Origin of the sequence: Gilvirhabdus luticola (assembly GCF_040117515.1) — a bacterium.
Taxonomy (GTDB): Bacteria; Bacteroidota; Bacteroidia; order Flavobacteriales; family Flavobacteriaceae; genus Gilvirhabdus; species Gilvirhabdus luticola.
This window is the reverse complement of sequence record NZ_JBEEEN010000002.1, coordinates 310,445-335,728: the sequence shown is the minus strand read 5'-3', so window position 1 is coordinate 335,728 and position 25,284 is coordinate 310,445. Positions and strand designations below refer to the sequence as shown.

Below are 25,284 nucleotides of genomic sequence, written 5' to 3'. Positions count from 1 at the left end.
ATTTAATGTTCTATTTGCTGCTTAACAAACAATTATGCAATTTCAATGACTTTTTTTGAAGTTCCTTTTACTGCTTCTTCTTTTTTTAACAACTTAACATTAAGTATTCCATCCTTATAAGTAGCTTTAATTTTTTGATTTAAATCTACTGATTCAGGTAAAGCGATAGATCTTTTAAAGGATTTATAATTAAACTCTTTACGAGTAAAATCCTCTTCTTTTACTTTTTCTTTTTCGCTTTTTTCTCCTTCAACATGAAGTACATTGTCTTCTATTGAAACTTCAAAATCATTTTTTGTAAACCCAGGAGCTGCAAACTCAATTGCGAAGTCGTTTTTATGCTCCTTAACATTCATAGCAGGTAATAAGCTTTCTTCATCAATAAAATCTCCATTAAATGGATCTTCAAAATTTAGTAAGCTACTTACTGCATCATTTTTAAATGGAAAAAAATTATTAGTCCAAGGTGTAAACATTCTCTCATACCTAGGAGTTAATAATCGATTTCGATTTTTTCTTTTAATAAGTGTAGTCATAATATTTCGATTTAAGGTTAAACTTATAATTTCATGTAACACTTTAAAGTTAGACTTGATAGATCTTTTATGCAATGATATATATCAGTATGGCAATATAAATTGATTATTTTTTCAAGACAGTTTCAACTTTTGATAGTGCTCTCCATGTAACTAAAAAATTGTGATTTGAAATCAGAAATATTTTGAAAAAAACTATAGATTTCTAGCTCTAAATCATCATACTCTCTAACAAAAAAACTATCACATAAAAGGTTGTCACATTCAATCTTTTTACTAATCAAATCGATTTGCGAATCTACTTTATCCAATAATTCTCTAATTGTTTTTAAATTAATATTCAATTCATTTTTAAACTGTTCTAATATTTCAAATACATTAAGTATTTGATTCTTGAAGACAGATGCTCCAATCAAAAAGTTATAAAAATTCTGTTCTGTTTCCAGTTCTAGCAATCTTTTATTATACTGAAGCATAATATATTGCAACTCTTCAATAGATTTTTTACTATTAAAACTTTTGTATTCTTCTTGAGGTTTCATAAATATTTTTTTATAACATTACTTTATCAACATCCTTAATTTTAGGAATAGTAGCATTCCATTTGTAAACATCTTTTATTTTTACTCTAAAGGAGTCTAATGCTGTTGGTTCTCCATGTATTAAGTACACTTTTTCAGGAATGTTTTTAATATTTTTCATCCAGTTTAAAAGGTCTTGCTGGTCTGCATGAGCAGATAAACTTTCAATATTTTTCACAGTAGCTTTTACCGGATAATATCTTCCGAAAAAACGTATCTCATGAGCTCCTTCTTGAAGTTGTCTACCACGAGTACCTTCAGCTTGATAACCTACCAATAATATTGTAGTTGATGGTTCGTCTATTAGTTGTTGCAAATAAGTAAGCACTCTTCCTCCTGTTATCATTCCACTTCCAGCTATAATAATTTTAGACCTTTTATCATCTATAGTTTCCCATGTTTCTTTATACGATTGATTAATGATTACATGATTGCACATGGCTTTGTAATCTTGATTAGATAATTTATGCCATTTAGGAAATCTTTTAAACACGTCTAATACATTATTTCCCATAGGGCTATCAATAAAAATGGGAATATTGGGAATTGCATTTTTTTTGTAAAGTTTCCAAAGAATATACATGAGCGTTTGTAAGCGTTCTACTGCAAAGCTTGGAATTATAAGATTACCTTTTTTACGGATCGTATTTTTTATAATTGTAGCTAATATTGTGTCTATATCTTCTTTTGGATGCATCTTGTTTCCATAAGTACTTTCAACAAATAAGAAGTCCGCCCATTCAGGTGTTTTGGGATCGTCTAATAGATAATCGTTCTGTCTTCCAATATCTCCTGAAAAAACAAATCGCTTTGAATTAATATCTAATTCAATAAACGTAGCTCCAATAATATGACCATTGTACTGAAAACGATAGGAGATATGTTCAGATAAAGAAACCCATTTATCTTCAATTTCAACTTGAAAGCATTTTATGGTATTTTCTGCATCATGATTGGTATAAAAAGGTAAAGCAGGATTGTGTTTAGTATATTTTTCTTTATTTGCTTTTTCGGCTTCTTCTTCATGGATTTTGGCACTATCGAGTAAAATAATTTCTGCAATAGCTAATGTTGGTGCAGTACCAATAATTTTACCTGAAAAACCTTGTTTTATAAGGCGCGGTAAATATCCTACATGGTCTAAATGTCCATGTGTAAGCAAAACTACATCAATAGTTTCAACATCTATAGGGAGATTTCTCCAATTAAGTTCTCGTAGCTCTTTAAGACCTTGAAACATGCCACAATCAATTAAAATATTTTTTTCTGAAGTTTCAATAAGAATTTTAGAACCTGTAACTACACCTGCAGCACCTAAAAAATTGATTCTTGCAAAGTTTTCCATATTAATGATTTTTAATATTACATAGTTGCATTATTTCGCTCAAAATCTTTTCTTTCCTGATATCCGAAATTCCTAAATGGTCTAAATAAAAAACATCGCCAATGAGATCTCTACAAAGCACTATATCTCTACTTAATAGAAATTGTTTTTCTCTATTGGTTAGTAACGTAGAAACGGTTATGGGATATAAACTTAATCTATCAATTCTATTTTTTAAACTATCATCTAAAGGATAATCCCAGCTCAATAAATACAAACCACAACACTTGCCATATTGCAAAGCATCTTTGGTAAATCTTGTATTTGTAACAACCCAACCATTTGTTAACTTTTCGTTTTTGTGAGTGTCTGACTTCCAATGTGCTTTTATATCATTATATCTTGCGTTTATGTATAGCGGAATTTTTACGTTACAATTTAGACCTTGTTGACCATGAAACTTACATTCTATAATAGTTAATAGATTATTTTTAACAGCTAATACATCTACCTCATGTGTAACACATTTACCTTGTAAAATTTGACCAACATGTGTTGAATACCCCGAATATTTTAAAATTGCACTTATAAAACGCTCAAATGGGTAACCAGTTGGCCCTAATTCATAAATAGCTTTTTTTAGTTTGTATTTTGAAGCTAAATAGCTATTACTCTTTTTAAGTAGAGCAAAAGCTCTGTTATAGATTTCTTGAGTAGAGATTCCTTGATATAATTCTTCACTTACCTTATCAATAATTATGTCAACTAATTCGTTACTGGCACCAGTTCTGTTTAAAGATGCTTTTAATTTATCAAATGAAAATATTGCTTTTTCACCAGAAGCCTTAATTATTTCTATTTGATGTGAAGTCATTTTTAATGAATTTTAGAATAAAGAAATTATTAGCTTTATATTATATTCTTGAAAGAAGATTAGGTGTTAGATTTTTCTTTAAAGAATTCCTTAACCCAAGCTTTTACCTGATTATCAGTCATGCTATCTACTTTCTTTACTGCTTTAATTTTTTTACTGATTGTATTGTAATTTTCATCCAATTCACTTTTAAACCTTTTGTAGGTTTGTGCGGGTCCAATAATTACCAAAGCATCTGTGTCTTTAATATATGAGACGATTTCTTTAAAATAAGCTTTTAATTGTTGTTGTTTCCGTTCTAGAATACTACTCTCTTTTATAATATCTAAAGGGTTTCTCGTTATCCGATTTCCAAAACTGCCTTGTTGGTGAAAATGCTCAACGTCTGAAGTTATAGTTATAAAAGAATCCTTATTATTTTCTATGGTAACAATTAAAGCTTTATCCATGTCTAGCCAAATGCCTGTTTTTTTCATTTTATAAGTTTTTTTAATTTATTAAATCATGCATTACAAGAATTGGAACTTTAGAATGAAAACTAATACCTTTAACCATGGCATTGGTTAAAATGCTTCCAAAAAACCTATGCTTTTTGTTAATAAAGGCTACCATATCACTATCTCTACTTTCAATAAACAAATTAACTGCTGGTTCTACTGAATAATTTGAAAGTATATGATAAGAGTGTGAAACGTCTTCTAAATATTCTTCAAGCATCTCTTTATTTCGTTTTTGTTGTTTATCTAAATAATCATTATCTGAAATATGCAGAACAGCGATGTTAGCATTGCATTTTTTTGCTATTTCAGTTAGATAAATAAGTTCTCTTCTTTTAAAATTTGTTTTGTAATTGGTAGGAAACACAATTTCTTTTGGCATTGTGCATTTGGATTTTTCAGGTACAACAATTACTGGGCAGTTTCTTACTTTCTCCATAACAAAAATCGCAGTACTACCAAAGATTGTTTTTCTTGATCTGGTTTCACCTTTGGTTCCCATTACAATCATTTCAATATCTTTTTCATCAACAATGCTTTTAATGCCCTCAATTATATTGTTAAATGTAGCAATGCTTTTAAACTGATGCCTTGGGTTACTATGTTCATCCAACATTAACATATCAAGATGATTTCCTAATCCTTTTTCTGATTTAGATTTAGCCATTTCATAAAATTCGCTCCCAGGTTCCATATTTAGTAGCGCTTCAAAAATATTATTAGGTATTGAGAACACATTTAAAAGGTAAAAATCACAGTCATCATCTTTAAATAATTCTAAAGCATAGTTTATAGCATGCCACGCATTTTTTGAAAAATCTGTGGGCAATAATATTTTCCGCCTCATGATATTATTGATTTAGGTTACAGTTAAAGTTAATAATGTAACTGGGCAGATACAATGATAAATATCAACTTAAGACGGTATTACTAAAAAAGGCACTTTTGGATGAAACCCTATTTTTTTAATAACAGGCTCTTTAATAATGTGATCTATTAGACTATGTTTATAGTTGACCATGACTAGTATATCAATTTTAATATCTTCAATGAAAACATTAATTTCTTTAGCTTTTTTAGTATAATCTGGCATAATATGAAAGCTGCATGAAAAATCTTCTAAATATTCTTTTAACATGGTCAAGTTATACTGTTGAATTTCGTTCAATTGTTTTTCTGTTTTAATATTTAGAACTTTTATTTTTGAATTATAAAGAGTTGCTAGTTCTTTTAATGGATTTATTTCTTTATCATCATAAAATCGTTTAAAATCTGTTGGAAAAGCAATTTGTTCTGGAATTACAAAATTATAATCATCAGGAATTACTAACACAGGACACTTCTTGACTTGATTTATAACTTTAACCGTGTTGGTTCCAAATAACAACTCTTTGACACCAGATGCTCCTTGAGTACCCATAACAATCATATCTACATTATGCTTTGTAACAGATTCATTAATTGCTATTATCAAATCTTCGGTGCTCAAAATAACTTTAAAGTCATGCTTCATGTTATTATTTGCTACTTCTGCCATTTTTTTAAGTTCCAACAACTCTTTTAAAGCACTGTCACACATGGTTCTTAATAATTTGTTGGAAATATTTGACATTGATGAAACTTTTATTCTAACTGAATTTAAGAAGTAAAATGTAGCAGTTTCTTCTGCAAATAATTTTAAAGCATACACTAATGCACTCCATGCATTATCTGAAAAATCTGTAGGTATTAGAATATTCTTTTTCACAATCTATTTTTTATTCTTGATAGAAGGAATCACTAAAAAGGGAATATTTAAATGAAATCCTATTTGATTAATCGTCGATTTAAAAAACAAGTTTTCAAAAAATGAATGCTTGTTATTAATCATAACCAATAAATTGATTTTTGTTTTTAACTGAAAATTTGAAATAGCTTGGGTAATATCTTGATTGCTAACACTATGAAATAAGTGTGCAATATTTTTAAAATATATTTCTAACTTTAATCTATTCTTTTCTTGAGCTTTAGTTAAGTCGTAACCATAAGAGACATTTAAAATATTTACTCTAGAATGATAAGTAGAAGCTATATCTATGATTGGTTGTAAATGTTTGTCTTGAAAATTAATTTCGTAATCTGAGGGAAATAATATTTCAAGCGGTGATTCAAACACAAAATTACTAGGTATAGCTAGAACGGGACACTTAATATTTTTAAAAGTTTGAACGGTATTTGACCCAAATAAAATTTCTTTAGCGCCTGTGGTTCCTTTTGTCCCCATAACAATATAGTCTATCTTTTTTTCTTCTACGGTTTCCTTTATTTCAAGAATGAGGTTATTAAAAGCTGCTATAGTCTTAAATTGATGATTAGGGTTGTTAAATTTGCTTTTGATTTTTTTAACTGTGTCTTCCAAACCAATTAAAGATTTGTCTTTAACTACATCGGCAAGTCCAAACTGTGCTGGGTTTACTAAAACATATTCAATATTATAAATTTTGGGTATGTACGCATTCAGTACATAAAAAGTGCATCTCTCACTTTTAAATAGTTTTAGAGCATATTTTATTGCATTATATGAGTTATCTGAAAAATCTGTTGGTAAAAGAATATTTTTCATGATTTTTGGGTTATAATTAACTAACTGCGTCTTATATTTTGCATTGCCAAAAAAGGAATTTTAATATTTAAAGTCATTTTATCTAATACAGATTGAAATAGTATATTTTCTAAAAACGAATGTCTTGTATTAACCATAACCAACATATCTATATTATGACTTTCGATATATTTGAATATAGTTTTACTAATATTTTTACTGTTAATTATTTTAAAGTTTAATGTGTTTTTATAGAGTACTTCTTTTATAAAAGTTCTATTATCTTCTTGCCTAATCGAAAGATTATTGCTCTTTGAGATATATAACAAATCTATCTCGGCACGATATGGACATACCATTTCACACAATAATTTTAATTCTCTTCTTTTATATGGAATCATATAATTAGTTGGGAAAAGAATATGCTTTGGTTGTGTATATTTATAATTTTCAGGAATAGCAAGAACAGGACATTGAACATATTTTAGAACTTGTAAAGTATGACTTCCGAAAGTTAATTTTCGATCATTGGTCTCACCTCGAGTCCCCATAACAATAAGATCAATATCTCTTTCGTCAACAATTTTATCGGCCTCATCAATAAGCAAATTATTTGCAGATATTTTTCGGTACGTATGTCTAGGATTTGGTGAAATCTCTTTTATTTTTTGTAAGGTTTCTTCTAATAATTTTGCAGATTTGTCGCTTACAATTTTAGTACTATTGTCAAGTGTTTCTCTTGTTAATAATTCTTCATTAGCATATATTTCATCTTGATATGCATGCATTAAAAAAAATTCGCTTATTTCATATTTAAAAAGTTCTAGTGCGAACTTTATAGCGTTCATTGCATTTTCTGAAAAATCGGTAGGAATCAATATCTTTCTCATAACTACTCAATCTAATTCAATAATAAAATTACTTTGTAGTGAATAAGAAAACAATGATATATATCAGATTGAAAACTATTGTCAACTTTGCTTAATATTAAGCAAGATTTTTGTGGAATTATACAATACTTATTGAAGAAATTTAGAGATTGTTTAAAAACAAAAACGGGAAGCCTAAACTTCCCGTTCCAGAAGAAATTAATTTGTTAGAAAACCTAAAAGTTTAAAAACATAATAATTCTTCATGACCTCCTTAATTACCTAAATTGGAAATTAAGGCTTGTGTTTAAAAGTTTATTAAGTGATTCAAAGAACGTATATTAATTATACTAAAATAATAAAGAGGACAAACATATAAACTGATTAATATCAGTTTTAAAAGAAAAAATCAAAAAATTAGAATATTATATACTATGTTAAGCAAAAACAAACCCGTAAAAAATAACAGTGTATAAATAACCTGAACTAGTTTAATATTTATAAACTCCAGCCAAGCAACAATTCGATTAGGAAAAATGAATAGGTTTACCCCAATAAATAAAGAAATCCAACCAATAAGAGTAATAATAAGTTTATAGTTCGGTTCCCATAAATTGTGGAACAATATATTTAATAATCCAACTATAATAGCTACAAAGGCAGAAATAATTAAGAACTTTTCGTCCTTTAAGTCATTAAATATTTGTTTAATACGTTTTGGATTGAAGCTTAAAATTAAAAAGAAAATAATAAGATACCATCCCCAGAATTTTGCTAAAAAAAGTGAAACATCCATAATATTTGTATTTTATTCATGAAGTACTAAAAATGGCACATCCGTATGATAGCTAATCTCTTCTACAGTTGGCAAGAATAATATTCTTTGAAAATAATTCAGATTTTTTGCTACCATAACGATTATATCTGTATCTCTACTTTCCACAAAACATTGTACCGCAGCTTCAATTTTTTTATTAGTTAAAAAATGAAAAGTATAATCATCATCATTAAAATAATCTTCTAATAGTTCCTTGTTTTTTTGTTGATCTAAATTTAATTTCTCACCTTTTTTACTAATATGTAATATCCTTAACGACGAATTATAGGTTTCCAAAATTTCGGAAATTGGCTGTAATGTTCTTAAATCGTATGACAAAGCAAAATCAGTTGGAAATGCCACTTCGTTTATTTTAGTAAATTTTGCATTTTCAGGAATTACTAAAGTAGTGCACTGCACTTTTGTTATAACATCACCTGTATTACTTCCAACAACAATTTTTTTTAGCCCTGATGCCCCTTTGGTTCCCATCACAATCATATCAATGTTTTTTTCAATCACATGTTTTCTAATAGATTCTATAAAAAAATTATAATCTGTTAGCGAATAGAACTTGTGATTCTTATGCTTTGGAAACTGTTTGGCAATGCGCTTTAACAGATGTCTTAATTCTTTTTTAGCCGGGATTGTATAAAGATTCTCTATGGTTTCTTCTGTAGGTATGTAAGGAGTATCTCCTGTAACAAAATTGCTTAATCTATTTACATGTAACAAATAAAAACTACAGTTCGATTTTTCAAAATATTGAAGTGCGTAAACAATGGCGTTCCATGAGTTTTCAGAAAAGTCTGTTGGTAATAATATATTCTTCATCTGTCAAAAATTGCTTCAACAAAACGGACGGATATAATCTCAAATTATTCTAATTCTAAAAAAAATTGATTAATGTATTGATTTAATTAATCCTATTTATAAAGCAAAACTAAAAAGAAGACCTACTATATAACATGATATTGGTCATATTTGATTTTTAATAAAAAAATTATTAAATCTCTTGTAGTTTTTGAAGATTTAAAATTTTAATATTTCTGCCTTCCATTTCAATAAGACCTTCCTTTTTAAAATTTGACATGGTTCTAATTAGAGTTTCTGTAGCGATACCTGCTACACTAGCCAAATCGGATCTAGAAATTTTTATAGGGTCTTCAGGCTTCTTGTTTAGTTTCTTGGCAAATTTTATAATAGTTCCTGCTGTTTTTTTATTTACCGAACTATATGCCATTTGTAATAACTGTTCTTTTACTCCAGAGAGGTTTTCTTCTAGTAGTTCAATAAGTTCTAAAGTTAACTGATGGTTATTATCAAGTAGTGTCTTTAACTCCATTTTTGAAATACCCAGCAATGTAGTTTTTTTTACAGCAGTTGCAGTTTCTATATAAGGAATGTTTTGAGTAAAAGAAGTGTAGCCAAATAGTTCATCCTCTTTATATAATGCCGTAATTAGCTCTTTACCTTGTTCATCAAACTTATAGCATTTTACAACCCCTTTTTTTATTAAATAGATGTAGTTAGAATTACTACCTTCACTATATATAAGCTCACCTTCTTTAAACTCAAATAATTCACCATTATCATTAAAAAAACCTTTTAAATCTTTAAGAGATTTTAATTCTTCTTCATTTGTTGCATCTATCGATTTATTTATCTCGTCTTTTAAAATTGCAGCTTTTGCTAATCGGCTTTCTATAGCGCTAATAAGTTCGTCTTCTTCAAAGGGCTTTGTGATATAATCATCTGCCCCTAAATCCATTCCTTTTCTAATATCGTGTCGTTCGGTTTTGGCTGATAGAAATATAAGAGGAATAAATCTCGTATTTTCGTTTTTTGAAAGTGCTTCAAGTACACTATAACCGTCTAATTCTGGCATCATAATATCACAGACTATAATATCTGGTAAATGTTTAATAGCCAAACTAACACCAATCTTACCATTTGAAGCAGTAATAACATTATAGTTAAAAAGCTCTAATAGTTCAGCAATGTTTTCTCTTAAAGCCGTATCGTCTTCTATTAATAGAACTTTTTTCATTGCTTAAATGTATTTGGTATGGCCACAGTAAAAGTTGTCCCTTTTCCTTCTTTACTTACAAAAGAAATAGTGCCATTTATATTTTTTAAATGATCTTTAACAATATTTAAACCTATACCTGTACCTTGAGTTAACAAAACATTTTCTGCCCTAAAATAACGGTTAAAAATATTTTTTTGATCTTTATCTGGAATTCCAATTCCGTTATCTTTTATCTTAAATATGGTTGAGTGATTATTTTGGGTTATAATAATATCTATTTGTGTATTTTCTGGCGAATATTTTATAGCATTTTGCACCAAATTAGTTAAAGTTAATTCTATGATTTTATCATCTTGATATAACGATAATTCATCTATATTGTTTGGGTAATTAATTTTTTGACCTTCTTTTAAAAGCATATTTGCACTATAGACCACCTCATTAACAACCTTACTTAACTTAAAAGTTGTTGGCGTGTATTTTACTTGCCCTTTTTCTAATTTTTCAACTGATAGGAAATCGTTTAGAATATTGTTTAAATAGTGTACTTTATCTGTTATAGTCTTTATATGCTTGTCGCGATTTTCTTGTTGTTCAGATAATTTATATTTACTTAATAACATTGCAGATGTTAAAACACCACTTAAAGGTGTTTTAAATTCATGAGAAACCATTGATAAAAATTTAGTTTTAAGTTCGTTTAGTTCACGTTCTTTTATCAATGCACTTTTCACCTCTTCTTCTGCCTCAATTCTTTTTTTATTTTCGACGGATAATTCAATATTTACAAGTTTAAGTTCTTTTATAGCTTGTTCTAATTGTTCAGTTCGTTTTTTAACCTTTTTTTCTAAATTTGTATTTAGCTCAACAATCTTTTCCTCATATGCTTTACGGGTAGAAATATCAACAATCAAAGCCATTACAAAAGTTTTATCGTAAATTTTAAACGGATTTATACCTACCTCAACAGGAAAAACAGTGCCATCTTTACGTGTTCCATAAAGACACTTTCCTTGACCCATAGAGCGTTTCTTTTTGTTTTTTAAAAAATCTTTAAAGTAATTGCCATGTTTATCATGATAGTTTTGAGGAATTAATATATTGAGTGGTTGATTTATGAGCTTGCCTTTGGGATATCCAAACATTTGATCAGTAGAATCATTTGTTTCAACAATATTTTGATGTGCATCTACAACAATAACGCCTTCTGATATTGTTCCTAAAAGAAGATTAAAGATTTCTTGATCTTGCCGAAACATTTGACTGATTAGGGTTATAAAATTGGATATTAAAAATACGAAAAAAAGTCCAATACTGATTAATATCATTATTAATAAAAAAGCTATACCTTACTTTTGTAGTATTAAATTAAAGCCCTGATGCACAAACGATTAAATATTAATTTTTATCAAAATATTGCAAAACTCTTTTATGCGATAGCGGCATCAGACAAAGTTGTACGAGATGAAGAGTTTTGTGCTTTAAAAGAAATAGTAAAAAGAGAATGGCTTTCAGTTGACGACACTGAAGATAAGTATAACACAGATTCTGCCTATCAGATAGAAATTGTTTTTGATTGGTTAACTACTAAAGAATTAGATGCCAAGACATGTTATGATGAATTCATAGCATACAAAAATGAACACTATTATTTTTTTACAGAAGAGATGAATTCTTTAATATTAAAAACAGCTGGGACTATAGCTTCAGCTTTTGCCAAGCAGAATAAATCTGAATTAATTATGCTTGCAAACCTTAATATGGACTTAAAACAAAGACAATTATGAATTATTATTTCACTTCAGTTACTAACGGTAGTTTTAAAACAATAGAAACCAAGGTTATTGCATTATTAAAAGATGAAGGTTTTGGAGTTTTAAATAAAATTGACTTGCAACAGATTTTAAAAAATAAATTAAATGTTAATTTCAGAAAATACAAAATACTAGGTGCTTGCAATCCCTCTTTTGCATACAAGGCTTTACAAGCAGAAAACAAAATAGGTACTTTGTTACCATGCAATATTATTGTGCAAGAAATTGCACCAAATACTATTGAAGTGTCTTCAATAAATCCTTTAGTATCTATGCAATCTATAAAAAATAAAGCACTTGAAAATATAGCAAATGAGGTTAGTTCAAAACTTGAAAATGTTATAAAAAAACTTAAAAATGAGAAGTAGTTTTAATGCATTAATAAATTCAGAGACCCCTATTTTGGTTGACTTTTTTGCAAGTTGGTGTGGTCCATGTAAAATGTTGGCCCCTATTTTAGAACAAGTAAAAGAAGAGCTTGGGGAAGCAATAAAAATAATTAAAATAGATGTCGATAAAAATGAATTACTGGCTGCAAAATATCAAGTTCGTGGTATACCAACCATGTTGCTTTTTAAAAATGGAAAACAAATTTGGAGGCAATCTGGAGTTCTACCAAAAGATAATATTATTGCAATTATAAAAGATCATTCTTAAAATATATTATTCATGATGAATATCATTTTATTACAGTATTATCAGCTTTATTTTTGACAAATAAATCTAAATATGATAGTCATGAAAAAAGTATTTTTTTTATTTTTTATTTTCGCTATAATACCATTCCATGGTATTTCACAAACTCTAGAAAATCTAGACTATATTTCTCCATTTCACAATGACATTGCTGCCGTAAAAAAGGGAGAACAATGGGCTTTTATAAATACTAAAGGTGATATAATAATAGATTTTAGATTTGATTTAGTACTAGATAACAATAACTACCCTGTTTTCAATGCTGATCGATGCAAAATTGTAAAAGAAAAAGAAGGTATTACCTATTTTGGTTTTATAGATACAACAGGTAAAATAGTAATTAAACCAGAATTTTTAAACGTCACAAATTTTAATAACGAATATGCAATTGCTGTAAAGCTTGAAAAAGAAGAATTAGGAAGAAACGATCTATTAGGAAAGCCCGTAGTTTCATATAGCTATATTGAAGTTGTTATCAACTTAAATGGTGAAACAATAAACTATTTGACACAACCAACCCATATCACACTTTCTGATAAATACATAAGAACACCACCTGTAATTACATCAAAATTTATTTCTGAAAACCTGGTGTCTTTAGCCGGTGAAAATGACAAGTGGACAATTAAAAGAATTGTTAAGTAATAATCTATTTGAAGATGAAGGCAAACCTAAATCTTGGTAGTGCTTCAGGTATTAAATTCAAGATACATTGGACATTTTTATTTTTAATTCTTTGGATAATTTTTGATGAATTAAAACGTGGTGGAAATGCAAAAAGTATTTTGTTTAATGTACTATTTGTATTAGCCGTTTTTTTTTGCGTGGTATTGCATGAGTTAGGACATGCTTTAGCTGCAAAACGTTTTGGTATTAAAACTCAAAAAATCACCTTACTACCAATTGGCGGTATGGCAAGTTTAGATAGAATTCCTGAATCTCCTAAACAAGAGCTTTTTGTAGTTATTGCAGGACCTTTAATTAATATATTAATCGCCCTTATACTCTATTTAATAATACCAATTCAGGAATTATTACATCTAAATTTTACTGAAACATTTGAGGTTTTAAGTAGTTTTACCTTTCAGAATTTTCTATTTTATCTGTTCATAGTTAATGTTGGGTTAGTGATATTTAATATTATTCCAGCTTTCCCAATGGATGGTGGTCGTATTTTAAGAGCTTTATTAGCAATGAAGCTAAATCGTTTAAAAGCAACACAAATTGCCTCAAGTATTGGGCAATTTATTGCTGTCATTTTTTTATTAGTTGGCTTATTATATAATCCTTTTTTAATATTTATTGCACTTTTTATTTTTTTAGGTGCTTATGGTGAAAACCAATTAGTGCATCATTTGGAATTACTTAAAGGGCATACCGTCGAAGAGGCTATGATAATTAGCATGACAACTTTTAAACCTGAAGACTCTATAGATTTAGTGGTAAACAAAATTATTTCAGGAACAGAAACCAACTTCGTTGTAGTTGAGGATCATAAAATCAAAGGTATTTTATATCATAAAAACATTATTAATAATTCTAACAAAAATGTTTTAGTAAAAGATGTTATGGAAACCAATTTTAAAACGGTACAGAGCACAGATAATCTTAACGAAGTGTACACTATTATTTTTTCTAAAAAAAATTCATTTTTACCTGTTTTAAAAGACGAAAAACTATTAGGTGTTATTGATGCAACCAACTTAAATGAATATATTTTATTGCAAGCCAGGTTAGTCTATTGATTATGAAGATTTTTAAAATATTAATACTGACTGTACTTATTACATCATGTTCTAATAGGCTGGATGGCATTCTTCCGACTGCAAGATCTTTAACCGAATCAGTGTACTCATCGGTAACTATTCAGCCAGATAGTATGTATCAAGCTTACGCTATAGTAGCGGGTATATTGGAGGCTAATATGGTTGAGGAAGGTGATACGGTTTCAATAGGAGATCCACTTGTTCAAATTATAAACAGTACATCTAAACTCAATGCCCAAACTGCTAAACTTGCTCTAGATTTGGCAAGAGAAAACTATAATGGTAAAGCAACCATTTTAATGGGAATTCAAGATCAAATTAACACTGCTATTCTTAAATATAAAAACGACTCATTAAATTATTTCAGGCAAAAAAAGCTTTGGGAACAAAATATAGGATCTAGAATAGATTATGACACCAAAAAACTTAATTATGATCTGGCTTCAAATAATCTACTTACACTTAACAATAATTATCAGAGAACAAAAAACGAATTACAAACTCTGGTCAAGCAATCGGAAAACAATTACAGGGCAGCATTAATTGGTTCCAAAGATTTTACTGTAAAAAGCAAGATTAATGGTAAGGTATATGCTCTTTATAAAGAGCCTGGAGAAATTGTAAGTAGTATGGACCCTCTCGTTTCTATTGGTAGTGCTTCTGATTTTTTGGTTGAAATGTTGGTGGATGAAGTTGATATTGTAAAAATAAAAGTAGGCCAAAATGTTTTAATTCATTTAGATGCATATTATGGAGAGGTCTTTAATGGAGTGGTGTCAAAAATTTATCCTGAAAAAGATCAACGTAACCAAACTTTTAAAATTGAGGCAGTTTTTATCAAGCCACCCCAAGTGTTATATCCTGGGCTTTCGGGTGAGGCAAATATTGTTATATCAAAAAAAGAAAGCGTATTAGTTATTCCAAAGGCATACCTGATAGATGGTAATAAAGTGATAACTAATGAAGGTTTAGTAACCGTTACCTTGGGAATACAAAACATGAAGGATATTGAGGTTCAATCTGGATTAACAGGAGACACTTATATTTATAAACCGAGCAATGACTAACTGGGCTCTTATATTGAGTATTGGGAAAACACATTTATTGACAAAAATAAAGCAAACTTCAATTGCTGCATTAGGAGTAACTTTTGGTATTGGTTCCTATATAACTTTGGTGTGTTTCATGACTGGGTTGAATGCTATGTTGGATAACTTAATTTTAAATCAAACACCGCACATACATATATATAATGAAATAGAACCTTCTCAAGAACAACCGATTGACATGTATTATGAAGTTAAGAACAGCTTTAATATAGTACATTCCATTAAACCGAAGTTAAGTCAGAAAAATATTCATAATGCACTTCCAATTATTCATTATTTAAATGCAAACGAACATGTTAAAGGAGCTATTCCACAAATAAAGTCACAAATTTTTTATATCGCTGGTTCCATAGAAATGGGTGGTAATCTAACCGGAATAAATCCAATTGAAGAGGTACGGTTGTTTAATATTGGAGATTATATTGTTAAAGGTTCGGCTGAAGCGTTAAAAAATACTGATAACGGGATTTTACTAGGGATTGGTATAGCAAAAAAAATGTCACTAAAAATTGGCGATCGGGTCCAAGTTAGTCCAATTGGGGGTGATGTTTTTCCATTAAAAATAGTTGGCTTTTATCAAAGTGGGATTTCAGATGTAGATGCTATTCAAAGTTTTGCAAATATTAAAACCGTACAGCGTATTTTAGGTCGACCCAATAATTATTTAACTGATATAAATGTTAAACTATACGATATTGAACATGCAATTCCTTTATCAAAAACAATACAGCGGCAATTTAATTTAGAAGCAGTTGACATTAAAACGGCCAATGCACAATTTGAAACAGGTACGGCTATAAGAAATCTTATTACCTATGCGGTTTCTATTACCCTGCTTATAGTTGCAGGATTTGGTATTTATAACATTTTAAATATGCTTATCTATGAAAAGATGAATGACATAGCCATTTTAAAGGCTATTGGATTTTCTGGCAGAGATGTTCAGTTTGTTTTTATGAGCCAAGCGATGATTATTGGATTTGTTGGTGGTATAATAGGATTAATTATTGGATTTGGATTAGTTAGTTTAATAGACACTATTCCATTTAAAACTGAAGCCTTGCCAACAATTGAAACTTATCCAATAAATATGAATCCATTATTTTTTATTATTGGGTTTTCCTTTGCAATGCTATCCACTTTTTTAGCTGGTTATATGCCATCAAAAAGAGCTAGAAAAATAGATCCGATTAAAATTATTAGAGGCCAATAAGATGATTACAGTATTAGAGGCAAAAAATATTAACAAGTATTTTAAAAAACCTGTTCTTTTTCATGTTTTAAAGGATATTAGTTTTAAAATAGAAGAAGGAGAATTTACTTCAATTATGGGAAAATCAGGATGCGGTAAGTCCACCTTGTTATACATTTTGTCTACAATGGACACCGACTATGAAGGTGAACTTATTTTAAATGATAAACTTATCACAAACCGAAGTAGGGATTATTTATCCTATATAAGAAATAAATATATAGGATTTGTATTTCAATTTCATTATTTATTAGCTGATTTTACGGTATTGGAAAATGTGATGCTTCCAGCAAAAAAACTGGCGATAAAATCTCTTCAAGAAATTGAATTTGACGCTTACGAAAAGTTAAGAACCTTAAATATAGGTCATTTGGCCAAAAAGCAGGCTTCTTGCATATCAGGAGGAGAAAAACAGCGTGTAGCAATAGCTAGGGCTCTAATTAATAACCCAACTTTAATTATGGGAGATGAACCAACAGGCAATTTAGATAGCTACAATTCTGAGAATGTTTTCGATATTTTTAAAAGGCTAAGTTTAGAAGAAGGCCTTTCACTGTTAGTTGTGACACATGATAAAGATTTTGCTAATCGCACAGATAATATAATTATGATGGAAGATGGCAGGATAGTCACTAACTCACGGCAAATGATTTAAATCATTTTTTTTGACTGATAAGGGTATTAACTTTCTGAATTAATATAGAAACAAATGCCATTTATAGATTATTATAAAATACTTGGTTTACCAAAAACGGCTTCTGAAGATGATATAAAAAAGGCGTATAGAAAATTGGCTAGAAAATATCATCCAGATTTAAACCCAAATAATGCAGCTGCTGAAAAGAAATTTAAAGAAGTCAACGAAGCCAATGAAGTATTGAGCAATCCTGTAAATCGAAAAAAATATGATGAATATGGCGAGCATTGGCAACATGCCGAAGAATATGAAAAAGCGAAGCAGCAAAATCAATATCAAAGAAGTTATCAAGGCTCTGCAGGTGGGTTTTCAGAAGAAGATTTTTCAGATTTTTTCGAAAGCATGTTTGGAGGTTATTCATCTAAAACAGGAGGAGGCAGGCGAGCAAAATTTAGAGGTCAAGATTTCAATGCAGAACTTCAACTAGAGTTAAAAGATGTTTACAGAAAACATAAGCGTACTCTAACTATTAACAATAAAAATATTAGAATTACTATCCCAGCAGGTGTAGAAAATGGGCAAATTATTAGAATAAAGGGACACGGAGGCAAAGGTGTTAATGGTGGTCCTAATGGAGATTTATTTATTCAATTTTCAATTATAAATCATTCAAAATTCAAAAGAGATAAAGACAACCTTTATACCACAGTTGATTTAGATTTATATAAAGCATTATTAGGTGGAGAACTTATGGTTGATACGTTTGATGGAAAGGTAAAACTAACAGTAAAGCCAGAAACCCAGAACGGAACAAAAGTAAAGTTGAAAGGTAAAGGATTTCCAAAGTATAAAAAAGAGGGAGAGTTTGGAGATTTGTTTGTTACCTATCAGATTAAATTGCCTACCAATATTACGAACAAGGAAAAAGAATTAATTAAAGAGTTACAGAAATTGCGAGCATTATGAAACCGACAGATTTAATACCAATTGAGCTAGTTTGCAAACATTATAAAATCCCCGTTGCTTTTATAAACGCATTACAAGAGTTTCAACTTATAGAATTAACCATAGAAAAGGATACTTTTTTTATGCATAAAAAACAATTAAACAAGTTTGAAAAAATAGCTCGGTTGCATTACGATTTAGACATCAATTTAGAAGGTATTGATGCTATTTATAATTTATTGGATCAGCTAGATAATTTAAAAGAAGAAATAACAATGTTGCATAATAAACTACGGTTGTATGAAGATTTATAAATAATTACCATGGAACAAATAAAAAATTGGCTTATTGAAAACCCTACATTATTTAGTATCATAAAATATGTTTTACTAGTTTCTGTTGTTTTAATTATAATACAAATAATAAGAAGACTTTTAAGGAAACATGTTCTAGATACTACTGCACGATACAAGTCTCAAAAGGGCATAGAAATTATTGGCTACGCGGTTTTAATAATTTTATCTTTTTCATATTTCACAGGGAGCATTAAGGATTTCACCCTTGCCATTGGATTATTTAGTGCAGGCATAGCTTTTACACTGCAAGAACTTATTTTAAGCATAGCGGGATCGTTATACATATTTATTGTTAAGGTATATAAACCAGGAGACAGAATTGAAATTAATGGCATAAAAGGCGATGTTATAGATGTAGATAGTATTTACACTACAATGATGGAAATTGGGCAATGGGTAAGTTCTGATAATTATAGTGGTCGTATTGTAAAATTAAGTAATGCATTTGTTTTTAAAGGCCCCATTTACAATTATTCGCAAGACTTTCCATTCATATGGGATGAATTTAATTTACCTATTAGATATGGCTCTGATGTTGAACTAGCAAAGTCTATTGTTATTAAAATTGCTTCTGAAATCCTTTCAGAATATACCATTAATTCAAAATCGCAGTGGAAAGATGTAGTCAATAAATATTATATTGAAGATGCTTTAGTAGATCCAACATTAGCTATAACATTAACCGATAATTGGATTCAATTCAACTTACGATACATTGTCGATTATAAAAAAAGACGTGCTATCAAGCATATTATAAATAATGAAATCCATAAAGAAGTTTTAAAATCAAATGGCAAAGTTAATTTAGCCTCTACTACATTAGAACTTATTAAAATACCAGAAGTAAAAATTGACATAAAACAAAATAATAATTAATGTGTTAACCTTTAAAAACTTTAATATAGCCGATTGGTTTTCGTTCTATCGTATTTTTGCAGCTCCTTTTTTATTGGCATTAATTTGGTTAGATCAGAGGTTAATATTTACATGGTTATTATTAATTAGCTATTCGACAGATGCTATAGATGGATATTTGGCTCGTACCCTTAAAATCACCAGTCCAAGAGGTTCACAGTTAGATTCGTTTGGTGATCAGATTACTTTAATTATTGGGCTCATAGGGTTGTTTTATTTCGAAACAGACTTTATTAGAAGCAATTTCATTTTAATTTTAATAGCTTTTGTGCCTTATATTATTCAAATGATAATTGCCTATCTTAAATATGGAAGGGCTACAGCATTTCACACCTATTTCGCAAAGTTTTCTGCTATTGTACAGAGCGTTTTCATTTTATGGTCCCTATTTTATAGTCCAGAGGACGTGTTATTTTATATTATGATTGGTATTGGAATATTGGAAACAATAGAAGAAATCGCACTTATATTTATGTATGATAATTGGGCTTCTGACATTAAAGGTATTTACTGGGCATTAAGAGACAATCGTCGAATAAAAAAAACCAAATGAGGTCTTTTTCTCTTTTTACGATCCTCCTGCTATGCGTAGCTATTTTAGTTGTAGATATCTTGGCTTTTTACTGGCTGCAAACAATTACGCAACTAATAGATTCTACGTTATTACAAAAAGGCATACATATATTATTTTGGGTGTTTACAATAGGGTTAATTACAGCAATTATAGTATTAAAATTAGTTTTAGACGATATTAACCCATTCAGAAAACAACAACTCATTTCATCATTATATGGTCTTACGGTTTCTTCATTTATTCCAAAACTTATTTTTGTTACCATCATTACTATACTTTACTTTACAAATTATCTCTTCTCCGAAAGACAATCGCTTATAATTGTTCCTTTAGTTGGTCTTTTCTCTGGTTTCTTACCTTTTTTTGTAATTGTATATGGAATTTTTAAGGCTGCTTATAGGTATAAAACACATCATCATGTCATTTCGTTCAAAAATTTGCCAAAATCATTTCATAACCTTAAGATTGTACAGATATCAGATCTTCATATAGGAAGTTTTAATTATCGTTACAAAATTTTAGAAAAAGCATTTACAAAAATTAATCACCTGCAACCAGATTATATCATTATTACAGGTGATTTGGTAAATAATTTTGCTTGGGAGTTGAGAGGCTGGGAAACGGTTTTTAAAAAATTAAAAGCAAAAAAAGGAAAGTTAGCTATTTTAGGTAATCATGATTATGGAGATTATAGTAAATGGGAATCAATAGAGAACAAACAAGATAATTTTAATAACATTAAACAATTCTACAATGATATAGGTTTTAAACTATTACTTAATGAATCGGTTATCATTTCAGAAAATAATGAAGATATAGCTATTATTGGAGTTGAGAATTGGGGTAAACAGCCTTTTAAACAGTATGGTGACCTAAAAAGGGCAATGCAAAATGTAAAAAACGTTTCTTTTAAAATATTATTGTCACATGATCCATCACATTGGAGCGAAGAAGTTCTATTTAAGACCAATATTTCACTAACATTATCTGGTCACACCCATGGTATGCAATTAGGTTTTCACTACAAAAATATGCAATGGAGCCCTATAAAATATAAACATAAACATTGGGCAGGGTTGTATGACCATAACGGTCAATATCTTTATATAAATAGAGGTTTAGGTTGGTTGGGTTTCCCTGGTCGAATTGGAATGCGGCCAGAAATCACTTTAATAGAGCTAAAAGTAAAATAGACTGATTATTATCATTGATTTAAAAAATTAAAGCATGTATCTTAATCATTATTCATATAATATAATTGGTAATGTTTAAAAATCTTGAGGATAAAGAAATACAGTTTATTTTAGAAAACAATTATATTGGTCAGTTAGGCTATATCTATAATAATAGACCTTATGTTATTCCAATTACATATTTCTTTGATAAAGAGAGTAATATTATTATTTGTTATTCGGGAGATGGTCATAAAATGAATGCCATGCGAAAGAATAATGCTGTATCGCTTCAAATAGGAGAGATAAAATCTGTAACCAATTGGAAATCTGTATTAGTGCATGGTACTTTTGAACAGCATTTTGGAAGTAATGCAAAAGCCTATTTACATAAATTTTCTTTAGGCATTAAAGACATCATACTTGAAAAAGAGCAAAAAAAAGCTAATTTTATTAGTGAGTTTTCAAGCAAAATTTACAAAGATAATATTCCAGCAGTATTCCTGATAAGAATTACAGAAATAACCGGAAAAAAAAGAAACACTACCAACGTTAACTAATTTTCTTTACTTTTTTCTTTCTCCATTTTTCTGAAATAGCGTCTTGTCAAAAAATTATGTTTTAAGGCTTCCATATTCTGATTAAACTTATCAGTGCCTTCATTAATGTTTTTTAGTGTAGATTTCAAGCTATTCACCAACGAGGTGTCTTTTAGTATATAGTGGTAAGCACCATCATCACTTGAATTAAAATCGATTACTGTAGCATTTATACCTGATAATATATTTTCAATCTCTAAACTTGATGTTTCAAGATGATCAACAATTTTTTTAAGCTTTTCACCAGAAATGGTATCATTCATTAACATACCCAAGACGGTTTCGTCATTTGTTTTTAATGAAGAAATAATTGTATTTAATTCATTTATGGTGTTTGTAGCACTTCTACTTGCTTTTTTAAGATTGTTAACCGATTGTTTTAAATCTTGTGCCATAATCGTATCATTAAGCAATAAACCTACAGTACCTTTCCCTTTAAGCATTGCTGTGGTTATTTTTAATAAATCTGATGTCAATATAGCAGCATTTTCTGAACTCACACTTAAAGTGCTTAAAATGTCATCTGCTCCAATCTTACTGTACGACTCTATAGTATCACCATTACTAATAATATCTGAATGACCATTTCCAGGTACAATATTTAAAATCATGTTACCAACTAATCCATCAGACCCAATAGTGGCAATAGCATCTTTTTTAATATGAGTAATTATTTTTTCATCAATATTCATATCTACTTTAATAGTAGAATCGTTAATCATAATAATATCTTTAACGGTTCCAATATCAATTCCCGAATAACGTACATTATTGCCTTTTTGTAAACCATTTACATTTTGAAAATATGCACTTATGGTAAAGGTCTTTTTAAACATATTTTGGCGCTGTCCTATTAGATATACTCCAACTATAAATAGTACTGTTCCAGTTATCACAAACAGTCCTAAGCGTAATTTTTGAGAGTTTGTATTTTTCATAGTATTAGTGTTTAAAAAAAGCTTTGATTTTAGGATCTGTGGAAGCAGATAATTCTGCATATGTTCCAGATGCGTAGTCAATACCATCTATAAGCAATATCATTCTGTCTGAAATGACTCGTGCACAATCCACGTCATGTGTAATAATTAGTGATGAGGTGCCATATTTATTTTGAATGTCTTGCATTAAAATAATAATTTCTTTAGCAGTTATAGGATCCAAACCGCTTGTAGGTTCGTCGTATAAAATGATTTTTGGTTGTAAAATTAGTGTACGAGCTAAAGCTACTCGACGTTTCATTCCACCTGATAATTCCGAAGGCATTAAATCTATAGCACTTACCAATCCAACATTCTCTAATGCTTCAATTACCATAGTTTCAGTATCTAAATGGTCTCCGAATTTTTTCGTATGACGACGTAATGGAAATTCTAAATTCTCTCGAACAGTCATAGAATCGTATAATGCGCTGCCTTGGAATAGAAATCCAATATCTGCTCTCAAGATATCCAAAGCGTGTTGGTCAAGTTTCGATATATCGTTACGCATAACCGAGATAGTGCCACTATCTGCTTCCATTAAACCAACCAAGCATTTGATCATTACTGATTTACCAGAACCTGATTTCCCCATAATTACAAGGCTCTCTCCTCGAAATAGCTGCATGTTAAATCCGTTTAGCACATGATTATCACCAAAGCTTTTATGTAAATCTTTTAGTTCAAGAACAATGTCTCTTTTTAATACGTTATCATGCTCAATCATAAGTCATAAAAAATATCTGTTACAAAAACTGCAATAAAGTCGAGAATAAAAAGGAGTAAAGATGTAAATACAACGGCTGAATTAGCTGCCTTACCAACACCTTCGGTACCTTTTTCACAATTGTAACCTTTAAAGCATCCTACTATGCCAATGGCTGATCCAAAAAAGAAAGATTTAATTGTTGCAGGAATAAAATCGCCAAACTCCAATGCATCAAAAACCTGATTAAAATAGAGCATGAAAGATACATTTCCTTTAACATTCTCAACTAAAAAAGAGCCAAATATGGCAATAACGTCTCCAATAATTACCAAAAGTGGGAGCATTAGTGTTACGGCTAAAACACGAGTTACCACTAAATATTTAAATGGGTTTGTTCCAGAAACTTCCATAGCATCAATTTGCTCGGTAACTCGCATAGAGCCTAATTCAGCACCAATACCTGAGCCAATCCTACCAGCACAAACTAATGCAGTAATTATAGGTCCAATCTCTCTTACTATAGAAATACTTACCATGGATGGCATCCATGATACCGCTCCAAATTCCATTAATGTAGGTCGAGTTTGCAAAGTAAGTACAAGTCCAATTATAAATCCTGTTATAGCAACTAAGAATAAGGAACGGTTTCCCATATTGTAGCACTGACGTAGCAATTCCTTAAACTCAAAAGGTCTTTTAACTAACTCTTTAAAACACCTTTTAGTGAAAAAACTAAGATCTCCAATTTCAATCAAGAAAGATTTTAATTGAGCTTTTATATTACTGAAACCTGACATGTTAAATTCTTAACAATCTTATCAAATGTATAGGAAATGGTTGATGAATAAAATGATATTAATCATCTCATCATAATTGTAAATTGGTATTTTGCTATGTTTAGAATATATCTTCAAAAGCCTGTCGAAATGGGTTTAAAACTGATATTTATCATTGTGTATTTGTTGTTTTATTTTGACATTTAATTACATTATAAAAATAGAAGTCATGAAAAAAAAGGAAGACCTACAATTTGTGGATAAAGTGATTGGATCACTTAGAAAAACAGCCACCGAGATAGAGGAGTTTCGAGTGCAAGCTGCTTTGGGAAAAGCTGAAGCACAAGATAAGTTTGAAGAAGTTAAAAAGAAATTTAACTTATTTGTACACGACAGCGAGTTTAAAATAAAAGGAGTTAAAGAGAAGATAGATGAGCTTAATGCCAAATTTGACGAGCTACGAGTACAATTAGCATTAGGAAAAGCAGAGACTAAAGAGGTATTTAAAAAACAAAAAAAACAATTACTTTTAACTTTACACGATATTGAGGTAAAAATTAAGGCCAACGAAACGCTAAATAGAATGTATGCTTTAACACTTATTGAAATAGAGCAATTTAAAATTCAATTAGAAATTTTAGAGCAAAAGTTTGATAAAGAAAAGCATGAGGCAAAAGATACTTTTGAAAAAGGAAAAAAGGACTTTCATACCTTTATAGAAAAGATAAAAGAGAAATATGGAAAAAAGAAAGAAGAAGAAACGAAATTAGAACATTTTCAAAGTGAAATTTCCGAAGCTTTCAGTCATTTTAAAAAAGCATTTTCTAAACCTTAAATCCTAAATTTTAAAAAGCACACTCATACTAGTTAGTGTGC

The 25,284-nt window shown here is 29.4% G+C and carries 31 protein-coding genes; 15 read left to right on the top strand and 16 right to left on the bottom strand.

Translation table 11 applies throughout. The features are described from left to right. Nucleotides 1-32 precede the first annotated feature (32 nt). The 13 genes from AAFP94_RS06025 to AAFP94_RS05965 form a co-directional block, all read right to left on the bottom strand. Nucleotides 33-536: an Hsp20/alpha crystallin family protein gene (locus tag AAFP94_RS06025; protein WP_316661616.1), complete on the bottom strand. Its 504-nt coding sequence runs from the start codon at nucleotides 534-536 to the stop codon at nucleotides 33-35. A 125-nt stretch (nucleotides 537-661) separates the two neighbouring features. Beyond that, complete coding sequence (locus tag AAFP94_RS06020; RefSeq protein WP_316661615.1) at nucleotides 662-1,078, bottom strand: hypothetical protein; 417 nt, start codon at nucleotides 1,076-1,078, stop codon at nucleotides 662-664. A 10-nt stretch (nucleotides 1,079-1,088) separates the two neighbouring features. Beyond that, nucleotides 1,089-2,462: an MBL fold metallo-hydrolase gene (locus AAFP94_RS06015; protein ID WP_316661614.1), complete on the bottom strand. Its 1,374-nt coding sequence runs from the start codon at nucleotides 2,460-2,462 to the stop codon at nucleotides 1,089-1,091. A gap of 1 nt (nucleotide 2,463) precedes the next feature. Continuing rightward, a complete protein-coding gene (locus AAFP94_RS06010) occupies nucleotides 2,464-3,315 on the bottom strand; it encodes an ATPase (RefSeq protein WP_316661613.1) in 852 nt (283 codons plus the stop codon). 59 nt (nucleotides 3,316-3,374) lie between these two features. After that, entirely contained in the window at nucleotides 3,375-3,791 is a 417-nt protein-coding gene (locus tag AAFP94_RS06005) for a hypothetical protein (protein WP_316661611.1), read from the bottom strand. Nucleotides 3,792-3,804: 13 nt separating this feature from the next. Then, nucleotides 3,805-4,659, bottom strand: coding sequence for a universal stress protein (locus tag AAFP94_RS06000; protein ID WP_316661610.1), 855 nt, complete (start codon nucleotides 4,657-4,659; stop codon nucleotides 3,805-3,807). A 69-nt stretch (nucleotides 4,660-4,728) separates the two neighbouring features. Beyond that, nucleotides 4,729-5,559, bottom strand: coding sequence for a universal stress protein (locus AAFP94_RS05995; RefSeq protein WP_316661609.1), 831 nt, complete (start codon nucleotides 5,557-5,559; stop codon nucleotides 4,729-4,731). A 3-nt stretch (nucleotides 5,560-5,562) separates the two neighbouring features. Then, complete coding sequence (locus tag AAFP94_RS05990) at nucleotides 5,563-6,414, bottom strand: universal stress protein (protein ID WP_316661607.1); 852 nt, start codon at nucleotides 6,412-6,414, stop codon at nucleotides 5,563-5,565. A gap of 20 nt (nucleotides 6,415-6,434) precedes the next feature. Continuing rightward, entirely contained in the window at nucleotides 6,435-7,283 is an 849-nt protein-coding gene (locus AAFP94_RS05985; RefSeq protein ID WP_316661606.1) for a universal stress protein, read from the bottom strand. Nucleotides 7,284-7,671: 388 nt separating this feature from the next. After that, nucleotides 7,672-8,058: a hypothetical protein gene (locus AAFP94_RS05980; protein WP_316661605.1), complete on the bottom strand. Its 387-nt coding sequence runs from the start codon at nucleotides 8,056-8,058 to the stop codon at nucleotides 7,672-7,674. Between the two features lie 12 nt (nucleotides 8,059-8,070). Next, nucleotides 8,071-8,913, bottom strand: a complete 843-nt coding sequence (locus tag AAFP94_RS05975; RefSeq protein WP_316661603.1) for a universal stress protein — start codon at nucleotides 8,911-8,913, stop codon at nucleotides 8,071-8,073. A gap of 172 nt (nucleotides 8,914-9,085) precedes the next feature. Beyond that, nucleotides 9,086-10,129 (bottom strand): response regulator, encoded by a 1,044-nt coding sequence (locus AAFP94_RS05970; protein ID WP_316661601.1) that lies wholly within the window; start codon nucleotides 10,127-10,129, stop codon nucleotides 9,086-9,088. After that, nucleotides 10,126-11,370, bottom strand: a complete 1,245-nt coding sequence (locus tag AAFP94_RS05965; RefSeq protein ID WP_316661600.1) for a PAS domain-containing sensor histidine kinase — start codon at nucleotides 11,368-11,370, stop codon at nucleotides 10,126-10,128. Before AAFP94_RS05965 ends, AAFP94_RS05970 begins: the two co-directional genes overlap by 4 nt. A gap of 120 nt (nucleotides 11,371-11,490) precedes the next feature. Here AAFP94_RS05965 and AAFP94_RS05960 point away from each other — a divergent pair, with 120 nt between their 5' ends. The 14 genes from AAFP94_RS05960 (at nucleotide 11,491) to AAFP94_RS05895 (ending at nucleotide 21,907) form a co-directional block, all read left to right on the top strand. After that, nucleotides 11,491-11,898 carry a hypothetical protein gene (locus AAFP94_RS05960; RefSeq protein WP_316661598.1) on the top strand — a complete coding sequence of 136 codons (408 nt, stop codon included), beginning with the start codon at nucleotides 11,491-11,493 and terminating at the stop codon, nucleotides 11,896-11,898. Then, the gene (locus AAFP94_RS05955; protein ID WP_316661597.1) at nucleotides 11,895-12,293 is read left to right on the top strand and encodes a DUF302 domain-containing protein; all 399 of its coding nucleotides are present in this window, start codon (nucleotides 11,895-11,897) and stop codon (nucleotides 12,291-12,293) included. Before AAFP94_RS05960 ends, AAFP94_RS05955 begins: the two co-directional genes overlap by 4 nt. Then, nucleotides 12,283-12,582: a thioredoxin gene (gene trxA, locus AAFP94_RS05950; RefSeq protein WP_316661596.1), complete on the top strand. Its 300-nt coding sequence runs from the start codon at nucleotides 12,283-12,285 to the stop codon at nucleotides 12,580-12,582. Before AAFP94_RS05955 ends, trxA begins: the two co-directional genes overlap by 11 nt. An 81-nt stretch (nucleotides 12,583-12,663) precedes the next feature. Next, nucleotides 12,664-13,266 carry a WG repeat-containing protein gene (locus AAFP94_RS05945; protein WP_316661594.1) on the top strand — a complete coding sequence of 201 codons (603 nt, stop codon included), beginning with the start codon at nucleotides 12,664-12,666 and terminating at the stop codon, nucleotides 13,264-13,266. 14 nt (nucleotides 13,267-13,280) lie between these two features. After that, entirely contained in the window at nucleotides 13,281-14,366 is a 1,086-nt protein-coding gene (locus tag AAFP94_RS05940; protein ID WP_316661593.1) for a site-2 protease family protein, read from the top strand. A gap of 2 nt (nucleotides 14,367-14,368) precedes the next feature. Continuing rightward, on the top strand, nucleotides 14,369-15,454 hold the full coding sequence (locus AAFP94_RS05935; protein ID WP_316661591.1) for an efflux RND transporter periplasmic adaptor subunit: 1,086 nt from the start codon (nucleotides 14,369-14,371) through the stop codon (nucleotides 15,452-15,454). Beyond that, the gene (locus AAFP94_RS05930; RefSeq protein WP_316661590.1) at nucleotides 15,447-16,709 is read left to right on the top strand and encodes an ABC transporter permease; all 1,263 of its coding nucleotides are present in this window, start codon (nucleotides 15,447-15,449) and stop codon (nucleotides 16,707-16,709) included. Before AAFP94_RS05935 ends, AAFP94_RS05930 begins: the two co-directional genes overlap by 8 nt. A gap of 1 nt (nucleotide 16,710) precedes the next feature. Further along, a complete protein-coding gene (locus tag AAFP94_RS05925; RefSeq protein ID WP_316661589.1) occupies nucleotides 16,711-17,403 on the top strand; it encodes an ABC transporter ATP-binding protein in 693 nt (230 codons plus the stop codon). Between the two features lie 54 nt (nucleotides 17,404-17,457). Next, on the top strand, nucleotides 17,458-18,351 hold the full coding sequence (locus AAFP94_RS05920) for a J domain-containing protein (RefSeq protein ID WP_316661588.1): 894 nt from the start codon (nucleotides 17,458-17,460) through the stop codon (nucleotides 18,349-18,351). Next, entirely contained in the window at nucleotides 18,348-18,644 is a 297-nt protein-coding gene (locus tag AAFP94_RS05915) for a chaperone modulator CbpM (protein ID WP_316661587.1), read from the top strand. Before AAFP94_RS05920 ends, AAFP94_RS05915 begins: the two co-directional genes overlap by 4 nt. A gap of 9 nt (nucleotides 18,645-18,653) precedes the next feature. Further along, complete coding sequence (locus AAFP94_RS05910) at nucleotides 18,654-19,562, top strand: mechanosensitive ion channel family protein (protein ID WP_316661586.1); 909 nt, start codon at nucleotides 18,654-18,656, stop codon at nucleotides 19,560-19,562. 1 nt (nucleotide 19,563) lies between these two features. Further along, a complete protein-coding gene (locus tag AAFP94_RS05905) occupies nucleotides 19,564-20,154 on the top strand; it encodes a CDP-alcohol phosphatidyltransferase family protein (protein ID WP_316661584.1) in 591 nt (196 codons plus the stop codon). Next, nucleotides 20,151-21,368, top strand: coding sequence for a metallophosphoesterase (locus tag AAFP94_RS05900; protein ID WP_316661583.1), 1,218 nt, complete (start codon nucleotides 20,151-20,153; stop codon nucleotides 21,366-21,368). The genes AAFP94_RS05905 and AAFP94_RS05900 overlap by 4 nt, the downstream gene beginning before the upstream one ends. 71 nt (nucleotides 21,369-21,439) lie before the next feature. Then, nucleotides 21,440-21,907, top strand: a complete 468-nt coding sequence (locus tag AAFP94_RS05895) for a pyridoxamine 5'-phosphate oxidase family protein (RefSeq protein ID WP_316661582.1) — start codon at nucleotides 21,440-21,442, stop codon at nucleotides 21,905-21,907. Here the strand turns inward: AAFP94_RS05895 and AAFP94_RS05890 are convergent. From AAFP94_RS05890 to AAFP94_RS05880, 3 genes are read right to left on the bottom strand one after another with little or no spacing between them, the layout of a single operon-like run. Then, nucleotides 21,904-22,884 carry an MlaD family protein gene (locus tag AAFP94_RS05890; RefSeq protein ID WP_316661581.1) on the bottom strand — a complete coding sequence of 327 codons (981 nt, stop codon included), beginning with the start codon at nucleotides 22,882-22,884 and terminating at the stop codon, nucleotides 21,904-21,906. The two genes, AAFP94_RS05895 and AAFP94_RS05890, sit on opposite strands and share 4 nt — an antisense overlap. A 4-nt stretch (nucleotides 22,885-22,888) precedes the next feature. After that, nucleotides 22,889-23,650, bottom strand: a complete 762-nt coding sequence (locus AAFP94_RS05885) for an ABC transporter ATP-binding protein (protein WP_316661580.1) — start codon at nucleotides 23,648-23,650, stop codon at nucleotides 22,889-22,891. Beyond that, a complete protein-coding gene (locus AAFP94_RS05880; protein WP_316661579.1) occupies nucleotides 23,647-24,429 on the bottom strand; it encodes an MlaE family ABC transporter permease in 783 nt (260 codons plus the stop codon). Before AAFP94_RS05880 ends, AAFP94_RS05885 begins: the two co-directional genes overlap by 4 nt. Nucleotides 24,430-24,637: 208 nt before the next feature. Here AAFP94_RS05880 and AAFP94_RS05875 point away from each other — a divergent pair, with 208 nt between their 5' ends. Further along, nucleotides 24,638-25,243 carry a hypothetical protein gene (locus AAFP94_RS05875; RefSeq protein ID WP_316661577.1) on the top strand — a complete coding sequence of 202 codons (606 nt, stop codon included), beginning with the start codon at nucleotides 24,638-24,640 and terminating at the stop codon, nucleotides 25,241-25,243. Nucleotides 25,244-25,284 lie beyond the last annotated feature (41 nt).